Origin of the sequence: Capnocytophaga sp. oral taxon 329 str. F0087, assembly GCF_000213295.2 — a bacterium.
In the GTDB taxonomy this organism is placed as follows: Bacteria; Bacteroidota; Bacteroidia; order Flavobacteriales; family Flavobacteriaceae; genus Capnocytophaga; species Capnocytophaga leadbetteri_A.
This window is the reverse complement of sequence record NZ_KN390017.1, coordinates 1-22763: the sequence shown is the minus strand read 5'-3', so window position 1 is coordinate 22763 and position 22763 is coordinate 1. Positions and strand designations below refer to the sequence as shown.

Sequence of the window (22763 nt, the reverse complement as noted above, 5' to 3'; positions counted from 1 at the left end):
GATACGAGTATCTTGATGTAACTTGGATTGGAATGCTTTTATTAGGGTTTATCTCCAAGTTCCTCAAAAAAGTTTAAACACGTTTTATGATAAATTAATTTCATTGTTTCACTATCTTTCCTGTTTCAGTGATTTTAAATATGTCAGTACTATGATAAGAAAAATCTTCTCCTTCATCTAATTCTCCTGAACAAAAAAAATCTGTTTGAATTTTTATTTTAAAGTTCTTATCAATGCAAAATGTTCGCTCTGATGAACATTCATCAGCGAGGCGATAATAAAGAATGATACTGTCTATATAATTCCCTTGTTTATCAAATGTTTGTAACTCTATACGCGGTACTGAATATTCATTTATTCGTATATATCCATATAGAACGGTAGTTATAGAATCATTTATTTGTATTTTCTTTACAGCAAAAGGAGGAGAGTCCTCACTTTCTTGATAATAGGGGTAAGCTATCAAAACTTCTTCATTAGTTATAAAATCAATCGTACCTTTATGAAAAAGGGCATTTACTTCCTTGTTTAACGATTTTTTTAACTTATGAAAGCCTAAAAATTTATCAATATCTACATAATACAAATGATCTTTCACATAACTACCTTTTATACAAAAAGGCAACGAAACTTCTTCTAAATCATCAAACGAAATTTCTTTTGGAGGATAACTTAACTCTTGCTGAGTTGTAGTTTCTTTTTTTTCTGTCTCTTTTTCTGTAACCTTCGGTTTTTGTCTACAAGCTATAAAATTAACAAATAATAAAAATAAAATTATCTTTCTCATTTTTCTATTTTTTTAAACTTTCCTGTTGTATTATCTATTTTATATTCTTCATAATTATCCACTATTATAGAAGATTCATCATATACAAGATATACAGTTGAAATTTTTTGTTTTTTTAAGTTTATATAATAGTATTTTTCATATGCTGATAATGTATTTGCATTATTATAGTATTCGTAACATAATAAAGAATCTATTATATCATTGTTTAAGTAAGAATACAATATAGTTTTTATATGTTCTTCGTGATTATTTTTAACAATCAAATTATTTTTAAATTTCAAGTTTATATTACTATTTAATGTGATACTATCCATTAATTTTTTTTCTTTTCTGAATAGTTTATAATAATTAATTTCAATTTTATCATATAAACAAGAATCTTCTCTATTGAAATAATCTATACTACAAGTTTCTTTTAATTTTTCTATAAACAATTTATCTCCAATTAAAGGACTTCCTAATAAACTATCTGTAATTTCTTTATTTATATTTGGTAGCTCTTGATTTTGATAATCCGTTTGAGATTTACTTTTATTCTGACAAGAAAAAATTATTATTAAAAACGATAATAAAATTCTTTTTATAACACTTTTATTAAATCTTGAATGTAAATGACTATTATGCAAAGAACCCTTTTTCTCTTGAATTGCATTATCAAATTTTTTCTTGTCTTTTCCTGTAATTTGTTTGTTAAAACCAAAATTATTCATTGCAGTTATAAATTTTTGTTCATCAGAATCTTTTAAAATATAATATCATCAATAATATACTTATCCTTCTTCTTAGCTACTTTTAATTGTACGCTATCATATCTATTAAAAAAGAAATCAAAAATATAAACATTATATCTTTCTGAACTTATTTTCTTTACTTTAAGAGAGTCTAACCATTTTAGGTTGATATCTTGGGCATTTAGAATAAAATCCATATCTCTATCTTCAGTAGGTTTTATTTTTTTTATCAATTTATTTGATAAATAATTTTTCTTAATTCTTATCAATTCATCTTCACATTTTTTTTCTTCTTCATATAAATCAGAGCACGGTATTTTATCTCGTTGCCTGATGTACTTATCATAAAATTCCAAAATCATTTTTGTAGCTTCATCAGTTTCTTCTTTAGGCACTTGAATTGGTGCAATTGTATCTTTTTCTACTATGGTATCTCTTTTGATAGAGGAAATAGTATCTGTAGTATCATCAGAAGATGATACTTGGGTATTGTTATTGTTACAAGAAAATAACAATAAACACGCTGAAATAAAATAATAAATCTTTACCATCTGAATATTTTAAAATTAACTTCTCTTTTTTCTTCTTTTCTCTTTTTGAAGCTGTTTAAACTTATTTCTATAATAAAGTAAAAGTTCCCGAAAATTAGTAATTTTGTGTTTGAAAAAAAAGAACACCAAAATTCAGGAACTTTGGGCAAAGATACAATAAATAATTGGATTATTCCCTTTTTAAGTGTAGGAAAGTAAAAAAGAAAACTATATATGTCTTGCGTTCAAGTTCCTCAAAAAAGTTTAAACACGTTTTTAATAATGTTTTTTGCCTATAGGTTAAATATAAGAAAAATTTTCCCCCTATACTTTCCCTTTACTTTGGATATAGCTTCCCTTTAGGATCACCGAACAAATTTCGAAAGACCGCCAAAGTATAAACATCTAATTCCCCACTAAACCCCAGAAAAATATCCTACCCAGCCCTCCCAATCCTCCCAGCCTTCTCAGCCCTCCCACTTGTCCCACTTGTCTCACCTGTCCCACAATCGCCCCCACATACCCAGCTCCATGCATTCGCTGGCTTTGGCTCGCACTCCCACCCGTTCCACTCGTCTCACTTGTCCCACTCGTCCCACTCGTCCCACTCGTCTCACCTGTCCCACAATCGCCCGTGCAGCTCGCACTCCCACTCGTCCCACAATCGCCGGTGCGGCTCGCACTCCCACCCGCCCCACCTGTCCCACAATCGCCCCCACATACCCAGCTCCATGCATTCGCTGGCTTTGGCTCGCCCTCCCACTTGTCCCACCTGTCCCACTTGTCTCACTCGTCTCACCTGTCCCACCCGTCCCATAATCGCCGGTGCGGCTCGCCCTCCCACTCGTCCCAGCCTTCCCATTCTTCACAGCCCTCCCAATCCTCCCAGCCTTCTCAGCCCTCTCAATCCTCTCAGCCTTCTCAGCCCTCCCATTAATCAAATAATTTTTATTAATTACCAATTATTTATTAGTTTTGCAAAAATATTTAAAACACCATACAAAAAATGAATATTGCTATAGGTAATGACCACGCCGGAGTAGCCTACAAACAGGCCATCATAACAGCCCTCCAAGCACAAGGGCATCAAGTACTTAATTGCGGAACCGACACTCCCGAGAGTGTAGATTACCCCGACTTTGGGCACGCGGTTGCCCGTGCTATCGAAGAAGGCAAAGCACAAGTGGGCATTGTCATTTGCGGCAGCGGCAACGGTATCGCTATGACCGTCAATAAACACGCTTCTATACGCTGCGCCCTCTGCTGGACAAAAGAAATCGCCGCTCTCGCTCGCGCTCATAACGACGCTAATGTGGTGAGTATCCCAGCGCGTTTCACCGCTATAGAGCAGGCAGTAGCCATTGTCGAGACTTTCCTCGCTACCCCTTTTGAAGGAGGGCGACACCAAAAAAGAGTATGCAAAATTTAACTTCCCCTTAAAAGAGCAAAAGTGAACTGGTTAGAACGAACAGAACTCCTCGTAAAAGAAGAAGGGATACAAAAATTGCAAAATGCCCGGGTGCTAATAGTAGGATTGGGCGGAGTAGGGGGGTCTGCGGCAGAGTTTATCACTCGTGCAGGCATAGGCAACCTCACTATAGTAGATGGCGATGTGGTATCGCTCACTAATATCAACCGCCAGCTACCCGCTTTGCATAGCACCATAGGCAAACCTAAAACAGAAGTAGTAGCAGAGCGCCTTTTAGACATCAACCCCGCTCTTAACCTTACGGTCATAAACGAGTTTTTATCGCCTGAGCGCGCGTGGGATATTGTCACCCCTGACTACGATTATGTGATAGACTGCATCGATAGCATCACTCCGAAGCTCAATCTTATTTTGTCCTCAAAGCGCAAACGCGTAAAGATAGTCAGTTGTATGGGGGCAGGAGGGGCAACCGATGTTTCGCAAATAAAGGTCGTCGATTTGATGAAGACCTATAATTGCCCATTGGCGAAGTTCATCCGCAAACGACTCAAAAACGAACACATCGATTCCGGAGTAAAGGCGGTCTTTTCGGCAGAGATAGTTTCTAAGGACAGTATGCAGCGCACCGATGGCTTAGATTATAAGAAGTCGTATTACGGCACCATCAGTTTTCTCCCAGCCGCCTTCGGACTCCACGCCGCTGCCACCGTAATAAACTATCTACTAAAGCGATAACTTAAGTTTGCTAAATAGGCAATAATTTTGTATATTTGCATTTTTAGAACATAAATAACAATATGCCTTCAATTCGAATCTTTTGGACAATCACAGCGGTTTCAGTAATGGCTCTTGCTCTTGTGTTTTTCCCTATAGATAGCTTTGAAACTTATGGCATTCCCTGCGCAATAGCCTTAGGCATATCGGTAGGGGTTCTTTCCTATTTGGCTATGGCCAAGGTTAAAAATTTTAGCGAACTCTACACCGCTATGTACGATAAAGAGGCTAAGTCAAATAACTTTATCAGTGTGGCCATTACGTATGCCATAATGGTGGGGTCGAGTATTTTGTTTTACCAATTGATAAGTCATCGTATTGAGAATTTACTTAAAGCAGAAGGAGTTTATACCCAAGCAACTATTGAAGAGCGGCAAAAAGACACCAGTCGCAGAAGAGGCAGCATTTATACTACTTACACTATAAGGATAACATATAATGATAAGCAAAGCGGACAATCCCATAAGGTCAATGGTAAAATTGCTAAAGATGTCTATGAAAATCTCTATCAAGGTCAAGAAATAGAAGTGCTTTATTTACCTAAACACCCCTCCATTTTCCGATTGATGACAGAGGACAACATCACACGTTACAAATAACTAAAAAGTTGAAAGATGAGTTTGTGGTATTTTGATAAGTTATTTGATAGAGAAGAGATAACAATTTTCGTGTTTTACGATTATTTTGTACATTTGCATTTTGAAAACAATTAAAATCTGAAAACTATGGCAAGAGAGATAAAACCAACCCCTGTATTAGAGGGACAAGATGTAATAGAGTTCTATAAAAAAATGGCCTCTTTCAAAGATGATTTAAAAAAATTAGGTATTACTCGCGAGAGTATAGAGAGAGATGCTGCTAAATTTAGAACGATGTTTAAAGTAAAAGTTGTAGGCGATGAAAAATAATGCAGATGAAATATCTATTTTATTGCTCACAGAAAACTATCCGATAAAACCTTTTGATTGTGAAGACGAAGATTTGAACGATTTTCTATTTAATGAAGCAGTTCCTTATCGAAAAGAATTGCTGGCTACCACTTTTGTAATGGAGAATGATAAACAGACCTTAGGTTATTACAGTTTGCTGAATGATAGCTTACAATTAAAGGAAGAAATGTTTACCAGCAAGAGTCAGTTCAGAAAATTCTTAAGAGAGTTAGTGCCTTATCCTAAACGACATTTAAAAACAATACCAGCTCTTAAGATAGGGCGTTTAGCTATTGATAAAACTTTCAAAGGTAAAGGATTAGGTTCTGTGATTATGGCAAACATCATTAGTAAATGTATCAAGATGAATGAGGAACAAGCCTGCAGACTTATCACGGTTGATGCTTATAAGCAGGCAGTACCTTTTTATCAAAAGATGGGATTTAAGTTTTTAATAGAAGGAGATAAAGACGATACCACCCGACTAATGTTCCTTGATTTAACAAGTTTTATTTAGAAAACAAAACCAACCCCCTTTCTAACGACTAACGACTAACAACTAATAAATAATTATACTAAAAATGTTAAAAAATAGTAATCCAACACAAACCAATGCTTGGAAAGCATTGCAAAAACATTTCGCGGAAGTAAAAGACCGCCATACCCTTTCTCTTTTCGAGAAAGATGCTGCTCGCGCTGATAAATTCAGCATTCAGTGGCACGATTTCTATGTAGATTATTCTAAAAACCGCATTGATGAGGAAACAATGAAGCTCCTCGAGCAATTAGCGGACGAGTGTAACCTTAAAGAGGCTATCGAAAAGTACTTCGGTGGCGACCTTATTAACAACACCGAAAAACGTGCGGTTTTGCACACAGCCCTTCGCGCGCCCGAAAACAGCGTAGTGAATGTCGATGGCAAGAACGTAATGCCCGAAGTAGCAGCTGTAAAGCACAAAATCAAACAGTTTAGCGAGGAAGTCATCAGTGGCAAACGCAAAGGTTATAGCGGTAAAGCCTTTACCGATGTAGTAAATATTGGTATTGGTGGCTCTGATTTAGGTCCAGCAATGGTAACAGAGGCACTTAAGTTCTACAAAAATCACCTCAATGTACATTTCATCAGCAATGTAGATGGTGACCACGTGCTCGAAACCATTAAGCACCTCAATCCAGAAACTACCCTGATAGTGATTGTATCTAAAACTTTCACTACATTAGAAACCCTTTCTAACGCTCTTACTGTAAAAGAATGGTTTCTCAAATCAGGTAGCGAGAAAGATATTGCTAAACACTTTGTAGCGGTGTCTACTAACCTACAAGAGATTGACAAATTCGGCATCGACCCTGATAACGTATTCCCTATGTGGGATTGGGTAGGCGGACGCTTCTCATTGTGGAGTGCCGTAGGCTTGAGCATCGCTCTATCAGTAGGATATGACAATTTTGATAAATTGCTCAAAGGAGCGCACGCTATAGACGAGCATTTCCGTACAGCTCCGTTTGCAAACAATATTCCGGTAGTCTTGGCATTGCTCAGTGTGTGGTACAACAACTTCTACGGAGCTGAAAGTCAAGCTATCATTCCTTATACTCAGTATTTGCACCGCTTAGCAGCATACCTACAACAAGGTATAATGGAAAGTAACGGCAAGCAAACCGACCGCGATGGCAACCCTATCCCTTATCAAACAGGGGTGATTATCTGGGGCGAACCAGGTACGAACTCTCAACACGCGTTCTTCCAGCTTATTCACCAAGGTACTAAATTGATACCTACTGATTTCATTGGCTTTAAACACTCATTGCACGGTAATACCGACCATCATAACAAGCTAATGGCCAACTTCTTTGCTCAAACCGAAGCCCTTCTTAAAGGTAAGACTGAAGCTGAGGTGCGCAAAGAAATGGGCGATAAGGTAAACGAAGCGTTGGTGCCTTTCAAAGTATTTACAGGCAATCGTCCTACCACTTCTTTCCTTATTGATAAACTTACCCCAGAGAGCTTAGGTAGCCTTATTGCTATGTACGAGCATAAGATATTCGTAGAGGGCGTTATTTGGAACATCTATAGCTACGACCAATGGGGCGTAGAGCTTGGCAAACAGTTGGCAAGCAAAATTCTTAAAGACATTGCAACTACTGAAATCTCAGCTCACGACAGCTCAACCACCAATTTACTAAAACAATTTAAAAAATAAATAAAGGTGTTAGTTATCAGTCGTTAGTGGTTAGAAATCGTAGTATTCTAACGACTAACGACTAACGACTAACGACTAACAGCTAATCGCTAAAAATGATTCATATTAGAACAACCGAAGAAATAGAACTACTACATCAGGCAGCCCAAGTGGTATCACGCACTTTGGGGTTAATGGCAAAAGAAGTAAAACCAGGGGTAACCACCCTCTACTTAGATAAGATAGCAGAAGAATATATTCGCAGTCAGGGGGCAATCCCAGGATTTTTGGGGTTGTATGGCTTCCCTAACACGCTATGTATGAGTCCTAATGCACAAGTAGTACACGGTATCCCTAACGACCGTCCGCTACAAGAGGGCGACATCATCTCAATAGACTGTGGAGCTTTGAAAAACGGTTACTACGGCGACCACGCTTATACTTTCGAGGTAGGCGAAGTAGCTCCCGAAGTAAAAGAACTATTACGTGTAACCAAAGAATCGTTGTATATAGGTATCCGTCAGTTTCGTGCGGGCAATCGTGTAGGCGATGTGGGACACGCTATACAACAACACTGCGAGGCTCACGGCTACGGAGTAGTGCGCGAACTCGTAGGGCACGGCGTAGGACGCAAGATGCACGAAGACCCCGAGATGCCCAACTACGGAAAGCGCGGTAATGGTAAGAAGTTTAAAGACGGAATGGTAGTGGCCATAGAGCCGATGATAAATATGGGTACTAAGAGTATTCGCCAACTAAAAGACGGCTGGACAATCCTCACTGCCGATGGCAAACCTTCAGCCCACTTCGAACACGATGTAGCCCTCATCGATGGCAAACCCCGATTGCTTTCCACCTTCAAATACATATACGAAGCCTTAGGCATTGAAAGCAATGAAGAGGATGAGTTTTTGCTCAATTAGCAAAATTTAAATAGCATTAAAAAAAGAGAGCATAATGGAAAAAGAAAAAGTAAACGAGAGAGTAGTGCTGCACAAAACCCATAATGCAGAGACTATAGAGATTAGAAACCCCAGTGAAAAGCTATTAGCTTTTATGGATGAGCTTGCTGAGAGAGCAAGAAAGCGGAAAGAAGAAATAATGAAAAAAATATATAAAGAAGAAGATTATATAACTATTTAACAGTGAACTTAAGTGATAAACATCATTTTATTTCACCCCAACATTTTAGAAGTTACCTTTTTCATACCCTATTTACAAAAGAAAATCCTAAAGATTTGCTCATAAGTAATAGAGTTATCCCTAATATTCATATAGGGAACCATTATATCTCTTTTATCTATAAACAAAAACATCAACCCTATGTAGATATTCTTACTGAGGAACTAGAAGAATATCAAAAGTAATTCAAAATTCATAATTAAAAGAAATGTACAGAACGCATACTTGTGGAGAGCTACGCCTCTCGCACGAAAACCAACAAGTAACCCTTAGCGGATGGGTGCAACGCGTCCGCAATAAGGGATTTATGATTTGGGTAGACCTACGCGACCGCTATGGCATTACCCAGCTTATTTTTGACGAAGAACGCACTGACAAAGCAGTATTCGAGAAAGCGAAAACCCTTTCGCGCGAAGACGTGATTCAGATACAAGGTACTGTTATCAAGCGCGAGGCTGCTAATACAAATATCCCTACGGGAGAGGTGGAAATCCTCGTTACAGCACTCACCTTGCTCAACCATTCTGAACTTCCTCCTTTTACCATTGAAGACAATACCGATGGCGGTGAAGACCTCCGTATGAAGTACCGCTATCTCGATATACGTCGTACCCCTGTGCGCGATAACCTTATTTTCCGCCACAAAGTGGGGATAATGGTGCGCAACTACCTTTCTGAACAAGGTTTTATAGAGGTAGAAACCCCTGTACTTATCAAATCAACGCCTGAAGGAGCACGCGATTTTGTAGTGCCTAGCCGTATGAACCCAGGTGAGTTCTACGCTCTCCCTCAATCGCCACAAACCTTTAAGCAGTTGCTTATGGTAGGCGGATTAGACAAATACTTCCAAATTGTAAAGTGCTTCCGCGATGAAGACCTCCGCGCTGACCGTCAGCCAGAGTTTACCCAAATAGACTGCGAAATGTCGTTTGTAGAACAAGAGGACATCATCCAGACCTTTGAAGGATTGGCAAAACACCTCCTCAAAGAACTCAAAGGCTTAGAGTTCGGGGCTTTCCCTCGTATGACCTACGCCGAGGCAATGAAAACTTATGGCAACGACAAACCCGATATCCGTTTTGGTATGAAGTTCGGCGAGCTCAACGACCTTGCGCAACACCGCGATTTTAAGGTTTTCAACGAAGCAGAATTAGTAGTAGGTATTGCCGTACCTGGTGCTAACAGCTATACCCGCAAAGAGATTGACGCTTTGGTAGAATGGGTAAAACGTCCGCAAGTAGGCGCTTCGGGAATGGTATATGTAAAATGCAATGAAGACGGCACCTTCAAATCGTCAGTAGATAAATTCTATAACGAGGATGACCTCAAAGCGTGGGCAGAGCGCACTGGCGCTCAAGCAGGCGACCTTATCTGCATCCTTTCAGGCAAGGCAAATAAAGTACGTGGACAACTCAGTGCCCTCCGTATGGAACTCGCTGAGCGTCTCGGCTTGCGCAAACCTGATGAGTATGCCCCTCTGTGGGTGGTAGATTTCCCACTTTTGGAATGGAGCGAAGAGGAAGAGCGCTTCTTTGCGATGCACCACCCTTTCACCTCTCCTAAACCTGAGGATATTCCGTTACTCGACAGCAACCCAGGGGCAGTACGTGCAAATGCTTACGACCTCGTGCTCAACGGTAATGAAGTAGGCGGTGGTTCTATACGTATCTTCAACCAAGAGTTACAAGCCAAAATGTTTGAGCTATTAGGCTTTACCCCAGAGCAAGCACAGGCACAATTTGGCTTCTTGATGAACGCCTTCCGATACGGTGCTCCTCCTCACGGTGGTTTGGCTTTTGGTTTCGACCGATTGGTAGCACTGCTCGGCGGACAAGAAACTATCCGCGACTTTATCGCTTTCCCTAAAAACAATAGCGGTCGCGATGTGATGATTGATGCCCCCTCCCCTATCGATGATGCGCAACTGAAAGAACTAAGCATTCAATTAGCAAATTAGAAATTAAAATTCTTTTAATGACTAAGAAAATTCCAGCTCTATTTGTAGGACACGGTAACCCTATGAACGCTCTTGATGAGCAGAATCCTTTTAACCAAAAGTTTGCCGAAATCACACAGACTTTTGATAAACCAAAAGCTATCTTGTGTATTTCTGCTCACTGGTATAGTGAGGGGTTATTTATTATGGGAAACCCTAACCCTCCAATGATGTATGATTTCTACGGATTTCCAAAAGCTCTCAGCGAAGTGCAATATCCCGCTAAAGGTTCTCCAGAGTTAGTAGCACAAGTGAAAGAACTACTTGCAGATACTGACCTAAAAGTAGACCCCGAACGTGGATTTGACCACGGTGCTTGGGCGGTATTAAAGTTCTTGTACCCCAAGGCAGATATTCCCGTAGTACAACTGAGCTTAGATGCTACCAAGCCTGCTCAATGGCACGCCGATTTAGCCAAAAAACTCGCTCCCTTGCGCAAACAAGGAGTATTGATTTTAGCAAGCGGGGATATTATACATAACTTACGCCTGATGAACTTTCGTTATATCAATGATTTAGGGTTATGATTGGGCTTTTGCCTTTCGTGATCAAATCAATCAAACGATAACCGATAATAACTTAGAGGTATTAGTTCATTTTGAGCAATTCGGAGAAAACGCAAAACTATCAGTCCCCACCCCCGATCATTACTTGCCTTTGCTCTATGTAATGGCTTTGCGAGAAGAAGATGATGAAGTGCTGATTTTCAATGATTCAATAGTAGGAGGTTCTATCAGTATGACCTCAGTACTCGTAGGAGGAAAGTCTTAGATCATAAGAATTAAATCTATAAAAAAAGGCTGTTGCAAAGTAAAATTTGCGACAGCCTTTGTTCTGTTTACGAAAAATAATATTACTTTTGCAATGTAAAATGCTAAAAATAAAATGTATATGAAACAAGTTTTAAAAGCAGTAGGCTTAGTGCTCTTACTACTCACTTCTTGTAGCAAAGAGGAATCTAACCCTAACAATGGTAACGGAAATGGGAACGGTAACGGAAATGTTACCCCACCCGTAGAACAAAAAGCAATTGTGATCACTTCGTATAGCAAAAACTACGGCTATGCAGGTGATAGCGTGGATATTTTAGGCGAAAATTTCCCTAAAAAAGAACAATGTAAAGTAACTTTTGGAGATACTGAAGCTACTATCACCTCAGTTTCAGCCGATGGCAAGAAACTCACCCTTGTATTACCCCGCAGTAGTACCTATTTGCCAGAGTTGAAATTCTACTTTGGCGAAAAAACTGTGGTAGACAACAAAGTAACCAATGACTATGAGCAAAAAATAGGTATTATTGACAAGGCTGTAGGGGAATGGGTAAAGACTCAATGTCGTTATATTAGTCAAAATGAAAGTAGTACTTATATACAAGTACAAGTTGTAAAAGATCGTATCTATTGTAATGCTATGTCGTATTACCGTGAAATTTTTTTCAGTAAAGATAATGGTATTAGTTGGAAAAAATGGGCTTCTTCAGGCCCTTTTGTAAGTCAATCAAATTTTTATATAACGCCTTCTTATGAAGGACTTAATCTTTATACAGGATTTAAAAAACAGGAAACAGGAGTTTACAAAGTGCCTTCTGAAGGAATAGAGGGTTTTACAATTAATCCAGGAGAACTTGTTTTTGAAATAGAAAATAAACCCTACAGTAAGGTATTTTGTGACGATACTATGAAAAATATTGTATTTGTTGCGCAAGATGGCAGTGTTTATAAATCGACTAATGGGAAAGATTTTAATATGATAAAAGAAAATAACGTATTTTTTCCCACAGCAGCTCATTTTCAAAGAGATATAAACCATATATGGGTTGGAGGAGGTGTGTATGACAAAGATGTTCCATACAAAAAAGAAATACCTTATATACTATTCTGTAATGGTAATAATGGACAATGGACAGAATATATACACAAATCAGCCTCTGAAGGATTAGTATCATACATAATCTCAATAGATTTCCCCACTAATGAAGTAGGATATAGCATTTTATGGTTAGAAGAAAAATATAAAATACTAAAATCAACAAATGGAGGACATAATTGGCAAGAACTATCTTTTGTACTAAGAAAAACAGGCTCAGAAAATACTGATATATCTATGGCTTTTCAAAATGAAAATACGGGCTGGGTATCATTAGACAAAGTTATCTATAAAACTACTGATGGTGGCAATACTTGGCAAAAGGAGTTTGAAGCCGAAAGCAATATCAAAAAACTTTACTATACTCAAAATGTGTTATACGCTTTTGCCGAAAATGGTTTGCTATACCGCTACTATTTTAAATAGTGAATTTACAGGCTTAAAAGAAAACATCGCTTTTTGCCTTGAGAACAAGCTCGATATGGCACTGTTTTGCTATTAGTGAAAAGTTGCTAAACAAAAGCTGTCGCAAATCTTACTTTGCGACAGCTTTTTTTATACTATCTCGCCGACTTTCCTTCGCTTATTGTTCGCTCATTGTTCGCTCATCGTTCGTCACATACTCGGCTGCGCCAGCTCGCCGACTTTTGTTCGCTCATCGTTCGATTATCCTTCGCTCATCGTTCGGTGAAAGTAAGGGCAAATTAACTTAGGGGTTAATTCTTTATGTATTTTGCTAATGTTTTCATTAGGTCTTGTCCGCGTAGGGTTTCGCCTTGACTTAATAAGTTGCCCTCAGGGTCAATGAGGAATGCTGAAGGTAGGCTCTCTACTCCATAACTGTCAGAAGTCTTTTTGTCGTCTAAAAGTTGCGTCCAGACTAAACCATCGGCCTTGATGGCGTCTAACCATTTTTCGCGGTCGCGGGGTTTGTCTACTGATACTGATACAATAGTGAAGTTCTGATTTTTGTAGGTATTATAGGCCTTGCGTAGGTGGCGACTCTCTTGTCGGCAAGGGCCACACCACGATGCCCAAAAATCTATCAGCACATATTTGCCTTTTAGAGAGGAAAGGTTGAACTTTTCGCCACTAGGCTGTACCAATTCTATAGCAGGTACAGGACTATGGCGCTGTAGCGATTGTGCTAAGCTCGGCAGCACTCCTAAAAAAAGAAGGGCTATAGTAGCTATGCATATTCTCTTTTTCATAAATATAATAAATTGTTTATTAATACATTGGCACTTCCCACAAAAACAATGCCACGAAAAAATATAAGATTTAATTTCAGAAAAAGTTTGTCTATTCAAAAAAAAGAATTACCTTTGCGACAATAAACGTAAAAATTTAGAAAAACTATGAAAAAATTATTTTTATTTGCAGCCGTTATTTTTGCTAGTGCTTCTTACGCACAAACTGAAAAAGGAAATTGGTTTGCAGGTTCTGACTTAGGACTTTCTTACACATCTGAAACCACTACTCCTAAATATGATGGTACTAAAGGGAGTGAAACAACAGTATCTACTCTTAAGTTCACTCCTAATGTTAACTATTTTGTGATAGACAATTTGGCAGTAGGTTTAGGTTTAGAGTACACTAATATTAAAACAAAAGGGGTATCAGATAGTAAAAATATGTTTACTATAGCACCTAATGCTACTTATTTCTTCCCACTAAGTGCTAACTTGGCACCATTTGTAGGGGCTAAAGTAGGTTATGCTATGGCGTCAGCAGGAAGTTCTGATGCTAATAAGGATAACGGATTAGTATTTGGTGGTAAAGCAGGGATTGCTTATTTTGTAAACCAAGGAGCGGCTATCACCGGTTATGTAGGTTATGATAGCTATTCACTTAAGAATAAAGCAGATAGCAAAGCTGAAACCCAAAGAGGAATCTTAGGCGTAGGCGTAGGGGTTGCTTTGTTCTTTTAATATAATATAAAGAGAAAGACGAAAAAACAATAATAACTTTGCCAAAGGAGTTAATGTAAATCCTTTGGCAAGGTTTATTTGCTAACTACAGACAACTAATGCAACCAATGACAACTACTGACAACTAATAACTAACAATTAATATGAAACACTTTGTATTACCGGTAGGGCTGCTGCTATTAGTGGCTTGCCAGCAAAATCAAACTCCTTCCTCTACTAATGAAGAGAAAATGAATTATCCACAAACACGCAAAGACAGTACTGTAGATACTTACTTCGGTACTCAAGTGGCTGACCCCTATAGATGGTTAGAAGATGACCGCTCGGCTGAAACTGCTGCGTGGGTGAAGGCTCAGAATGCTTTCACTTTTGACTATCTCTCTAAAATTCCTTATAGACAAACTATCAAAGAGAAATTAGAAAAGCTGTGGAACTACGAAAAAATAGGTTCACCTTTTGTAGAAGGCGATTACACCTATTATTATAAGAACGATGGACTGCAAAACCAGTCGGTGTTGTACCGCAAAGACAAAGACGGTAAAGAAGAAGTGTTTTTGAATCCTAATACTTTTTCGGCTGACGGTACCACCTCATTAGCTACAGTGGCTTTCACCGAAGACGGCTCGCTTGTGGCGTACCTCATCTCGGAGGGCGGTAGCGACTGGCGCAAGGGCATTGTATTAGATGCTAAAACTAAGAAACAAATAGGCGAGACCTTAGTAGATATAAAATTTAGCGGCATAGCGTGGAAAGGCAATGAAGGTTTTTACTATTCGAGCTATGACAAACCCAAAGGTAGTGAGTTATCGGCTAAGACTGACCAACATAAGCTATACTACCATAAACTTGGCACTCCGCAAAGTCAAGATGTATTGGTATTTGGCGGTACTCCTGCCGAAAAATACCGCTATGTATCGGGCAGCGTGTCGGACGATGGCACTTATCTCTTCATTTCGGCTGCCAATGCGACTTCAGGCAACAAATTATTTGTAAAAGATTTGACCAAACCTAACGCTCCTCTTGTAACTATCACCGATAGCTTTGACGGCGATACAAGCTTTGTGAGCAACCAAGGTACGACCTTCTTCTTAGAGACGAACCTAAATGCTCCTAATGGCAGATTGGTGAAGGTAGAGGCTAAAAATCCGCAACCTGCTCACTGGCAAGATGTGATTGCAGAAACGGATAATGTATTGAGCATCAGTACCGCTGGCGAGTATCTTTTCGCTCACTATATGGTAGATGCGCTTTCAAAAGTAAAACAGTACGACTATACAGGCAAGCTCGTGCGCGAGGTGCAATTGCCTAATATAGGTACTGCGAGTGGCTTCCACGCTAAGAAGAAAGAAGTGCATACTTATTTCACTTTTACTAACTATGCTACCCCCAGCAGTATCTATAAAATGGACTTAGCTTCAGGGGCTATTGAGCAATATTGGAAACCAGCGATTGCTTTTGATGCTACCCAATATGAGTCGAAGCAAGTATTTTACACTTCTAAAGACGGAACCAAAGTGCCAATGATGATTACCTATAAAAAAGGATTGAAGTTAGATGGCAAAAATCCTACCTTATTATATGGTTACGGAGGTTTTAACGTAAGTTTGACTCCTGCTTTTAGCGTGGTAAATGCTGTGTGGATGGAGCAAGGCGGTGTATATGCTGTACCTAACTTACGCGGAGGAGGCGAATATGGTAAAAAATGGCACGATGCCGGTACTAAGATGCAGAAACAGAATGTGTTTGACGATTTTATAGCGGCAGCTGAATACCTTATTAAAGAGAAATACACCTCGCCTGCTTATTTGGCTATCAAAGGAGGTTCTAACGGTGGGCTGTTAGTAGGCGCTACTATGCTACAACGCCCTGACCTCTTTAGGGTGGCACTTCCGGCAGTGGGTGTGCTTGATATGCTACGTTATCACACCTTTACGGCAGGTGCTGGTTGGGCGTACGACTATGGTACTGCTGATGACAGCGCCGAGATGTTTGAATACCTAAAAGGTTATTCGCCCTTTCATAATGTGAAAAAAGGTGTCAGCTACCCAGCAACCCTCATCACCACTGGTGACCACGATGATAGGGTAGTGCCTGCCCACAGTTTTAAATTTGCGGCAGAGCTACAGAGCAAGCAAGAGGGTAATTTGCCTATACTTATCAGGATAGAAACCAATGCAGGGCACGGAGCCGGTACCCCAGTGAGCAAAACCATAGAGCAAAATGCCGATTTGCAAGCGTTTACCTTGTGGAATATGGGTATTAAAAAGTAACAAATAAGTATATAAAAACGTTTTTCTTTTAATCTTTTTTTACAAATAGGTGTGACGAAACGCGGTGAATTGTGAATAAATTGTTAAATTTCGCTCTCCATCAAAAATAAAAGTAGATAAATTTTGCTGGTGTGAAATAAAATGCGTACGTTTGCGCCCTAATTAAATGTGAATTTAAACAATGTTTATGGCAAGAAGAATATTTGTAGTGCTACTATCATTCTTTGTAATGACAGCGTGTAGACGTGGAGGTGGCGATAACAAAGGAGAGCTTGTAGGTGTAGGGGGTAAGAGCTGGAAGCAGCCTACTCCGTATGGTATGACGCTTATCCCGAGTGGTTCTTTCATTATGGGTAGTTCTGATGATGATAAGACCGCGAGTTTAAACGCTCCAGTCAAAACTGTGAGTGTTGGTTCGTTTTATATGGACGAAACTGAAATTACAAATAGTGAGTACCGCCAATTTGTGAATTGGGTGCGCGACTCTATTATCCGTACTCAGTTAGCCGATATGGCTGAACAAACAGGCCAAACCTCAGGTAGCGGTGGTATTGGTGACTTTGCATACTTAGACACTAATACAGAGAAGATGAACGCTTACCAACAGTATCTTCAAAATACTTACGGTGACCAAAAAGCGCGTAAACTCAATAAGAAGAAAGCACTTATTTGGGATACAAATAAATATCCTGATGAGTACTATTCTGAAGTAATGGACAAAATGTACTTGCCCGAAGAGGAAGCTTATAACGGCAAGCGCATTATGGACGTACAAAAGTTTGAGTTTAAATATCAATGGCTTGATATGGAAAAAGCTGCTCGTGCAAGAGGTAAACGTAAAGACTTCATTAAAGAAGAAATAGTGAAAGTTTATCCTGATACTACTGTATGGATTAGAGACTTTAACTACTCATATAATGAGCCTATGCACAATGACTATTTCTGGCACGAAGCCTACGGGGATTATCCTGTAGTAGGTGTAAGCTGGATACAAGCGAAGGCTTTCTGCGAGTGGCGTACTCTTAATAAGAATGCTTATCAGAAATCAAAAGGTGATTATACGGTGAATGCTTTCCGCCTACCGATTGAATCGGAGTGGGAATATGCAGCACGTGGTGGGCTACCAGGAGGTACTTATCCTTGGGGAGGTCCTTATACCTATGATGATAAAGCGTGCTTTTTGGCGAACTTTAAACCACTACGTGGTGACTACGCCTCAGACAACGCCCTTTATACTGTAGAAGCAAAATCGTACGAGCCTAACGGATACAACCTATATAATATGGCTGGTAACGTATCGGAATGGACAAATACTTCATACGACCCTAACTCTTATGAATATATGTCGACAATGAACCCTAACGTATTGGACGACAACAACAGACGTAAGGTAATACGCGGAGGTTCTTGGAAAGACGTAGCCTTTATGCTGCAAGTAAATACCCGTGACTATGAGTATCAAGACTCTGCGCGTAGCTACATTGGCTTCCGCACAGTACAAGACTTTATGGGTATCAGCGAAAAACAACAAGCTAAATCAGCACGAGGCTATAGATAGAATAGTAAACAAATAATCAAAAAAAACCAAAAACAAATAAACTAACAACATTTTTAATTTCAGAGTATTATGGCAGGAAGTAAAGTAACAAAGAGAATTTTCAATTATGCTTATGGTATAGGAGCCTCTATAGTAATTGTAGGTGCCTTGGCTAAGATTTTGCACGCAGATATTATGGGTATTAGTGGTAGTGTGCTATTGGCAATAGGTATGGGTACTGAGGCAGTTATCTTCTTTATGTCGGCATTTGAGCCAGTAGAAGAAGAGCTAGATTGGTCATTGGTATACCCAGAGCTAAAAGGTGGAGAGCCAGTATCACGCCAAGTGCAAGCTGTAGCCCAACAAGTAAATCCAGCAGAAGAGAAAGCACTAAAAGAATCTCTTTCTGAAAAATTAGATGCTATTTTAGCAGAAGCTAATATTGACGCTAACTTAATGCGTTCATTAGGTAAATCGATAGAAAACTTTGCAGAAGCAAGCAAAGAAATCGCTCCTGTAGCAGGTACTATGGTAGCAACCCACAAATATGGTGAAGAGCTATCAGAGGCAGCCTCTAACTTAGAATCACTAAATAGCCTTTACAAATTACAATTAGAAAGAACTGAACGTCAGGTTTCTGCTCAAGCAGGTATTGCCGATAATCTAGACTCATTGAACAAACAAATGCTTTCATTTAAAGACAATCTAAAATCTTTGAACACAATTTATGGAGGTATGTTGTCAGCAATGGGAGGTGCTCGATAAGAAGAATTTATTAACTTAACTAATTTAAAAATTTAGCTTATGGCAGGTGGAAAGGCAAGTCCTAGACAGAAAATGATTAACCTGATGTATCTGGTTTTCCTTGCGATGATAGCGCTTAATATGGGGAAACAAGTATTGGATGCATTTGGGTTAGTTAATGCAAAATTTGAATCAGCAAATACAAGGGCCAACGGTACCATCGCGGCTGCTTTTGCTGATCTGGAAACTAAAGCGAGTGAAAACCCAAAACAGTATGCTGCGATTTTAGAACAATCGAAGCAGATAAAATCACTCTCTTCTGATTTGTATAGCTATATCCAAGAGATTAAAACAGGATTGGAAGATGCTATTGGACAGAAAGATAAGAAGGTAGAGGAGAAAGATTATCAAGCAATGGATAAATCTGACTATACTGACCACTTATTTTTTGCTGAAGGTGCTACAAAAGGCACAGAATTTGTAGAGAAGATTAATGCATATCGCGAAGGAATTCTAAAAATATTGGGTGAAGACAAGTCTTACGCTGAGTTAGCTACTAAAGTAAAAGAAAACTTTAGTACTAATGACCGCAAAGATAAAGACGGTAATACCGTAAAATGGTTGCACTTCAACTTTGAAGGATTCCCTTATATCGCTTCTTTGGCTAAGTTCTCTATGATGCAGTCAGATATCTTATCAGTACAAGAAGATTTCTTTGCTAAAGCACTTGAAGGTAGTTTGAAACAGCAAGTATCGATGACTAACTATACTACTTTGCTTGAACAAGGTAAAGGAGCTTACTATCAAGGTGAGAAATTTGATGGTTCGATAGTGTTAGGTCGTAAAGATGCTTATACACGCCCTAATGCAGTAGACATTTCATTAGACGGAAGAAAGCTTTCACAAAGTGAATTTACCATTGAAGATGGACGTGTGAAACTTAACATTTCAGCAGGTAATACTGGAGAACACAAAATTACAGGTAATCTTTACTTTGACCAAGAAGGTGAGCGTATAGCAGTGCCTGTATCACAAAGTTTCTCTACTATTCCTAAACCAAACTCAGCTGTTATCTCGGCTGATAAGATGAACGTAGTATATCGTGGCGTAGATAACCCTATCACCATCTCGATGCCTGGTGTACCTGATAACAAAATTATGGCTTCAGGACAAGGACTCTCTAAAGCCTCTGGAACAGGAGCTTGGGTGATGAGACCAGGACAAGGTAAAGATGTAACCATCACTGTAACAGGTGAGTTAGACGGACAACGCTTTAGCTCTTCAAAACTTTTCCGTATTAAGAGTATTCCTCGTGCGGTAACTAGTATAGCCGGAATTGTAGGTGATGGCAAATTGCCAAAAGATAATATCGGTGTATTACCAATCAACGCTGTACTTGAAGACTTTGATTTTGACTTGAAACTACAAGTAAATGAGTTTAAAGTATTTATACCAGGACAACCTAGTGTGGTAGTGAGAGGAAATAAATTTAATGAACAAGCACGCTCAGCTTTATCACGAGCAAAACGTGGTGATAAAGTACAGATATTCGATGTAAAAGCGAGTATAGTAGGCAATAGCACATTGAAATTACCTCCTGTTTCACCTATCGTTATCGAAATAAACTAAGAAGAATTTTTATGTTACAACTAAAAAATATAATAGTACTATTAATTTTAGTGTTTACTTTTCAGCTTTCATCAGCACAGGTGAACATTCTCAATGCTAAGGTAGCATCGGATATTGGTGTGAAAACAGCTGCACAGATAGAGGCTGACAATGATAAGCCCCTACCTTACGGCTATGTAGATGACCGAGATATCCTATGGTCTGTAGAAGTATGGGAAGTAATCGACCTAAACGAAAGGGCAAACTTTCCGCTTCTTTTCCCTACTGATACACTTGAGGTAGACGCTTATCGCCGCTCTCTATACGATGTGCTTATCAAGAATATCAAAAATGGTAAGATAAAAGATCTGTATGTAGATTCATATTTTACACAAACTAAGACAGCTGAGGCTATACAAGCTTCTATGTCTAAGATTGATACGCTTGATATAGGGTATGAGCAACTAAATGCTGGAGAGAAACTTTCGCCTGAGTACGTTACTCGTCGTAACTTAGAGTCATCGGATATTGCTCAGTATCACATACGTGGTATATGGTACTTCGACAAACGCCAAGGAGAGCTCAAGTACCGTTTATTGGCATTGGCTCCTGTAGCACCTGATGTAAACTTTATAGACTCAGACGACTCTACGATGTCAGCATTAGTACCTTTATTCTGGGTGTTCTATCCGCAGGTGCGAGAAATTTTGCACGAGGCTAAAACGTTCAATAGAAAGAACGATGCCCGCCCGATGTCATTCGACCACTTGCTCAATGCCCGAATGTTTAGTTCTGTTATCTATCAAGAAGCTAACGTATACGGCGATAGAAAGATAAAGGACTACATTCAAAACAACGCACTCTTCCAACTCTTAGAGTCTGATAAGATAAAAGAGAAGATTCGTGACAGAGAGCAAGATATGTGGGCTAATTAGAATTTAAATTCACAGAAATATTCTTTTAACTGTTAAAAAAAGCATTGTTGTAATGACAATGCTTTTGTTTTAGATATAAATAAGGAGAAAACAAATGGACATTAAGAATGCACAATTAGAAGTAGATAATTGGATTAAGGAGCATGGAGTGAGATACTTCAATGAGCTTACCAATATGGCGCAACTTACTGAAGAAGTGGGTGAGGTGGCTCGTATCATAGCACGTCGTTATGGAGAGCAATCAGAGAAAGAAAGCGATAAGAACAAGGATTTGGGAGAAGAGCTTGCAGATGTAGTATTTGTAGTACTCTGCTTAGCTAACCAAACAGGCATCGATTTGCAACAAGCCTTTGATAAGAAGATGCTTAAAAAAACTGAGCGAGACCACAATCGCCATCATAATAATGAGAAGTTAAAATAAAAAATAGGGGATACTTAATTAAGTATCCCCTATTTTTATGGGAAAAATTATCTATTCTTCATCTTCAAATAGTTCTTCATCATCATCAAAGTCCTCATCTTCTACTTCGTCAAGGTCTTCTTCTTTAGCTTTGGTAGCTACTTTCTTACCTTTTTTCTTGCCTTTGCTTGGCAACTCGTTGCTCTTAAGCCATTCTCTTATAGCAGCTTCTAATTCTTCTGTTAGCTCAGGGTTGTCTTTTAATACTTTTATTACAGCATCACGCCCTTGCCCGAGCTTGCTTTCTTTGTAGCTAAACCAAGAACCGCTTTTGGTTATGATATCTGCATCTACGCCTATATCTAATATTTCACCTATCTTAGAAATTCCTAGTCCGAAGATAATATCAAATTCGGTAGCCTTAAATGGAGAAGCTACTTTATTCTTTACTACTTTTACTTTAGTGCGGTTACCAATGATTTCACCACTGCTATCCTTAATGGCTGCGCTTCCTTGAGGGCCTCCAGCTTTGCGGATATCTAAACGCACTGATGAATAGAATTTTAGTGCATTACCCCCTGTAGTAGTTTCAGGAGAGCCAAATGTTACACCTATTTTATCGCGTAGCTGGTTGATGAATATCACTATACAGTTAGCTTTGCTTATGCTGGCTGTTATCTTGCGTAGAGCTTGCGACATTAGGCGAGCGTGAAGACCCATTTTAGAGTCACCCATTTCACCTTCTATCTCTCCTTTAGGGGTTAGCGCTGCTACCGAGTCGATAACGATAAGGTCTACTGCACCAGAGCGTATAAGGGCATCTGCTATTTCAAGAGCTTGCTCTCCACTATCAGGTTGTGTAACCAATAGATTTTTGACATCTACGCCCAAACGCTGTGCGTATACAGGGTCAAAAGCGTGCTCAGCATCT

24 protein-coding genes are annotated in these 22763 nt (G+C 39.1%); 18 read left to right on the top strand and 6 right to left on the bottom strand.

Going from position 1 to position 22763, the window contains the following annotated elements; all coding sequences use genetic code 11:
* Positions 1-100: 100 nt before the first annotated feature.
* From HMPREF9074_RS08065 to HMPREF9074_RS12710, 4 genes are all read right to left on the bottom strand, one after another.
* Positions 101-787 (bottom strand): hypothetical protein, encoded by a 687-nt coding sequence (locus tag HMPREF9074_RS08065; RefSeq protein WP_009388471.1) that lies wholly within the window; start codon positions 785-787, stop codon positions 101-103.
* Complete coding sequence (locus tag HMPREF9074_RS12390; RefSeq protein ID WP_009388470.1) at positions 784-1500, bottom strand: hypothetical protein; 717 nt, start codon at positions 1498-1500, stop codon at positions 784-786. The genes HMPREF9074_RS08065 and HMPREF9074_RS12390 overlap by 4 nt, the downstream gene beginning before the upstream one ends.
* 32 nt (positions 1501-1532) lie before the next feature.
* Entirely contained in the window at positions 1533-2072 is a 540-nt protein-coding gene (locus tag HMPREF9074_RS08055) for a YqhG/Tai3 family protein (RefSeq protein ID WP_009388467.1), read from the bottom strand.
* A gap of 473 nt (positions 2073-2545) precedes the next feature.
* Positions 2546-2920 carry a hypothetical protein gene (locus HMPREF9074_RS12710; protein WP_156961113.1) on the bottom strand — a complete coding sequence of 125 codons (375 nt, stop codon included), beginning with the start codon at positions 2918-2920 and terminating at the stop codon, positions 2546-2548.
* Between the two features lie 137 nt (positions 2921-3057).
* Here HMPREF9074_RS12710 and rpiB point away from each other — a divergent pair, with 137 nt between their 5' ends.
* From rpiB to HMPREF9074_RS07995, 11 genes are all read left to right on the top strand, one after another.
* Entirely contained in the window at positions 3058-3480 is a 423-nt protein-coding gene (rpiB, locus tag HMPREF9074_RS08045) for a ribose 5-phosphate isomerase B (RefSeq protein WP_009388463.1), read from the top strand.
* Positions 3481-3501: 21 nt separating this feature from the next.
* Complete coding sequence (locus HMPREF9074_RS08040) at positions 3502-4215, top strand: tRNA threonylcarbamoyladenosine dehydratase (protein ID WP_009388461.1); 714 nt, start codon at positions 3502-3504, stop codon at positions 4213-4215.
* A 62-nt stretch (positions 4216-4277) separates the two neighbouring features.
* A complete protein-coding gene (locus HMPREF9074_RS08035) occupies positions 4278-4853 on the top strand; it encodes a DUF3592 domain-containing protein (protein ID WP_034540219.1) in 576 nt (191 codons plus the stop codon).
* A gap of 126 nt (positions 4854-4979) precedes the next feature.
* Positions 4980-5162, top strand: a complete 183-nt coding sequence (locus HMPREF9074_RS08030; RefSeq protein ID WP_009388458.1) for a hypothetical protein — start codon at positions 4980-4982, stop codon at positions 5160-5162.
* Positions 5152-5700 (top strand): GNAT family N-acetyltransferase, encoded by a 549-nt coding sequence (locus HMPREF9074_RS08025; RefSeq protein ID WP_009388456.1) that lies wholly within the window; start codon positions 5152-5154, stop codon positions 5698-5700. Before HMPREF9074_RS08030 ends, HMPREF9074_RS08025 begins: the two co-directional genes overlap by 11 nt.
* 64 nt (positions 5701-5764) lie before the next feature.
* Positions 5765-7384 (top strand): glucose-6-phosphate isomerase, encoded by a 1620-nt coding sequence (gene pgi, locus HMPREF9074_RS08020; RefSeq protein WP_009388454.1) that lies wholly within the window; start codon positions 5765-5767, stop codon positions 7382-7384.
* Positions 7385-7479: 95 nt separating this feature from the next.
* The gene (gene map, locus HMPREF9074_RS08015; protein WP_009388452.1) at positions 7480-8286 is read left to right on the top strand and encodes a type I methionyl aminopeptidase; all 807 of its coding nucleotides are present in this window, start codon (positions 7480-7482) and stop codon (positions 8284-8286) included.
* Positions 8287-8320: 34 nt separating this feature from the next.
* Positions 8321-8506, top strand: coding sequence for a hypothetical protein (locus HMPREF9074_RS08010; protein WP_009388451.1), 186 nt, complete (start codon positions 8321-8323; stop codon positions 8504-8506).
* Positions 8507-8753: 247 nt separating this feature from the next.
* Positions 8754-10502, top strand: a complete 1749-nt coding sequence (gene aspS, locus HMPREF9074_RS08005) for an aspartate--tRNA ligase (protein ID WP_009388449.1) — start codon at positions 8754-8756, stop codon at positions 10500-10502.
* A 17-nt stretch (positions 10503-10519) separates the two neighbouring features.
* Positions 10520-11068, top strand: a complete 549-nt coding sequence (locus tag HMPREF9074_RS08000) for a dioxygenase family protein (protein WP_009388448.1) — start codon at positions 10520-10522, stop codon at positions 11066-11068.
* A 364-nt stretch (positions 11069-11432) separates the two neighbouring features.
* On the top strand, positions 11433-12833 hold the full coding sequence (locus tag HMPREF9074_RS07995; RefSeq protein WP_231121865.1) for a WD40/YVTN/BNR-like repeat-containing protein: 1401 nt from the start codon (positions 11433-11435) through the stop codon (positions 12831-12833).
* A 290-nt stretch (positions 12834-13123) separates the two neighbouring features.
* Here HMPREF9074_RS07995 and HMPREF9074_RS07990 read toward each other — a convergent pair whose 3' ends face one another.
* Positions 13124-13618, bottom strand: a complete 495-nt coding sequence (locus HMPREF9074_RS07990; protein WP_009388441.1) for a TlpA family protein disulfide reductase — start codon at positions 13616-13618, stop codon at positions 13124-13126.
* 147 nt (positions 13619-13765) lie between these two features.
* Between HMPREF9074_RS07990 and HMPREF9074_RS07985 the strand changes: the two genes are divergently transcribed.
* The 7 genes from HMPREF9074_RS07985 (at position 13766) to HMPREF9074_RS07955 (ending at position 21853) form a co-directional block, all read left to right on the top strand.
* Positions 13766-14338, top strand: a complete 573-nt coding sequence (locus tag HMPREF9074_RS07985; RefSeq protein ID WP_009388439.1) for an outer membrane beta-barrel protein — start codon at positions 13766-13768, stop codon at positions 14336-14338.
* Positions 14339-14481: 143 nt separating this feature from the next.
* Positions 14482-16608 carry a prolyl oligopeptidase family serine peptidase gene (locus tag HMPREF9074_RS07980; protein WP_009388431.1) on the top strand — a complete coding sequence of 709 codons (2127 nt, stop codon included), beginning with the start codon at positions 14482-14484 and terminating at the stop codon, positions 16606-16608.
* A gap of 181 nt (positions 16609-16789) precedes the next feature.
* A complete protein-coding gene (gene gldK, locus HMPREF9074_RS07975; RefSeq protein WP_009388430.1) occupies positions 16790-18166 on the top strand; it encodes a T9SS ring complex lipoprotein PorK/GldK in 1377 nt (458 codons plus the stop codon).
* A 69-nt stretch (positions 18167-18235) separates the two neighbouring features.
* The gene (gene gldL, locus HMPREF9074_RS07970; RefSeq protein WP_009388429.1) at positions 18236-18910 is read left to right on the top strand and encodes a type IX secretion system motor protein PorL/GldL; all 675 of its coding nucleotides are present in this window, start codon (positions 18236-18238) and stop codon (positions 18908-18910) included.
* A gap of 39 nt (positions 18911-18949) precedes the next feature.
* Positions 18950-20518, top strand: a complete 1569-nt coding sequence (gldM, locus tag HMPREF9074_RS07965) for a type IX secretion system motor protein PorM/GldM (RefSeq protein WP_009388428.1) — start codon at positions 18950-18952, stop codon at positions 20516-20518.
* An 11-nt stretch (positions 20519-20529) separates the two neighbouring features.
* Positions 20530-21432 (top strand): type IX secretion system ring subunit PorN/GldN, encoded by a 903-nt coding sequence (gene gldN / locus HMPREF9074_RS07960; protein WP_009388427.1) that lies wholly within the window; start codon positions 20530-20532, stop codon positions 21430-21432.
* 94 nt (positions 21433-21526) lie between these two features.
* On the top strand, positions 21527-21853 hold the full coding sequence (locus tag HMPREF9074_RS07955; RefSeq protein ID WP_009388426.1) for a nucleotide pyrophosphohydrolase: 327 nt from the start codon (positions 21527-21529) through the stop codon (positions 21851-21853).
* A 51-nt stretch (positions 21854-21904) separates the two neighbouring features.
* Here HMPREF9074_RS07955 and recA read toward each other — a convergent pair.
* Positions 21905-22763, bottom strand: an 859-nt coding sequence (gene recA, locus HMPREF9074_RS07950; protein WP_034540216.1) for a recombinase RecA, incomplete at its 5' end; no start/stop codon positions are given.

Bases quoted from the DNA above. Each gene is read 5' to 3' on its own strand.
- HMPREF9074_RS08065 (WP_009388471.1), bottom strand. From the start codon at position 787: ATGAGAAAGATAATTTTATTTTTATTATTTGTTAATTTTATAGCTTGT.
- HMPREF9074_RS12390 (WP_009388470.1), bottom strand. From the start codon at position 1,500: ATGAATAATTTTGGTTTTAACAAACAAATTACAGGAAAAGACAAGAAA.
- HMPREF9074_RS08055 (WP_009388467.1), bottom strand. From the start codon at position 2,072: ATGGTAAAGATTTATTATTTTATTTCAGCGTGTTTATTGTTATTTTCT.
- rpiB (WP_009388463.1), top strand. From the start codon at position 3,058: ATGAATATTGCTATAGGTAATGACCACGCCGGAGTAGCCTACAAACAG.
- HMPREF9074_RS08035 (WP_034540219.1), top strand. From the start codon at position 4,278: ATGCCTTCAATTCGAATCTTTTGGACAATCACAGCGGTTTCAGTAATG.
- HMPREF9074_RS08030 (WP_009388458.1), top strand. From the start codon at position 4,980: ATGGCAAGAGAGATAAAACCAACCCCTGTATTAGAGGGACAAGATGTA.
- HMPREF9074_RS08025 (WP_009388456.1), top strand. From the start codon at position 5,152: ATGAAAAATAATGCAGATGAAATATCTATTTTATTGCTCACAGAAAAC.
- pgi (WP_009388454.1), top strand. From the start codon at position 5,765: ATGTTAAAAAATAGTAATCCAACACAAACCAATGCTTGGAAAGCATTG.
- map (WP_009388452.1), top strand. From the start codon at position 7,480: ATGATTCATATTAGAACAACCGAAGAAATAGAACTACTACATCAGGCA.
- HMPREF9074_RS08010 (WP_009388451.1), top strand. From the start codon at position 8,321: ATGGAAAAAGAAAAAGTAAACGAGAGAGTAGTGCTGCACAAAACCCAT.
- aspS (WP_009388449.1), top strand. From the start codon at position 8,754: ATGTACAGAACGCATACTTGTGGAGAGCTACGCCTCTCGCACGAAAAC.
- HMPREF9074_RS08000 (WP_009388448.1), top strand. From the start codon at position 10,520: ATGACTAAGAAAATTCCAGCTCTATTTGTAGGACACGGTAACCCTATG.
- HMPREF9074_RS07995 (WP_231121865.1), top strand. From the start codon at position 11,433: ATGAAACAAGTTTTAAAAGCAGTAGGCTTAGTGCTCTTACTACTCACT.
- HMPREF9074_RS07990 (WP_009388441.1), bottom strand. From the start codon at position 13,618: ATGAAAAAGAGAATATGCATAGCTACTATAGCCCTTCTTTTTTTAGGA.
- HMPREF9074_RS07985 (WP_009388439.1), top strand. From the start codon at position 13,766: ATGAAAAAATTATTTTTATTTGCAGCCGTTATTTTTGCTAGTGCTTCT.
- HMPREF9074_RS07980 (WP_009388431.1), top strand. From the start codon at position 14,482: ATGAAACACTTTGTATTACCGGTAGGGCTGCTGCTATTAGTGGCTTGC.
- gldK (WP_009388430.1), top strand. From the start codon at position 16,790: ATGTTTATGGCAAGAAGAATATTTGTAGTGCTACTATCATTCTTTGTA.
- gldL (WP_009388429.1), top strand. From the start codon at position 18,236: ATGGCAGGAAGTAAAGTAACAAAGAGAATTTTCAATTATGCTTATGGT.
- gldM (WP_009388428.1), top strand. From the start codon at position 18,950: ATGGCAGGTGGAAAGGCAAGTCCTAGACAGAAAATGATTAACCTGATG.
- gldN (WP_009388427.1), top strand. From the start codon at position 20,530: ATGTTACAACTAAAAAATATAATAGTACTATTAATTTTAGTGTTTACT.
- HMPREF9074_RS07955 (WP_009388426.1), top strand. From the start codon at position 21,527: ATGGACATTAAGAATGCACAATTAGAAGTAGATAATTGGATTAAGGAG.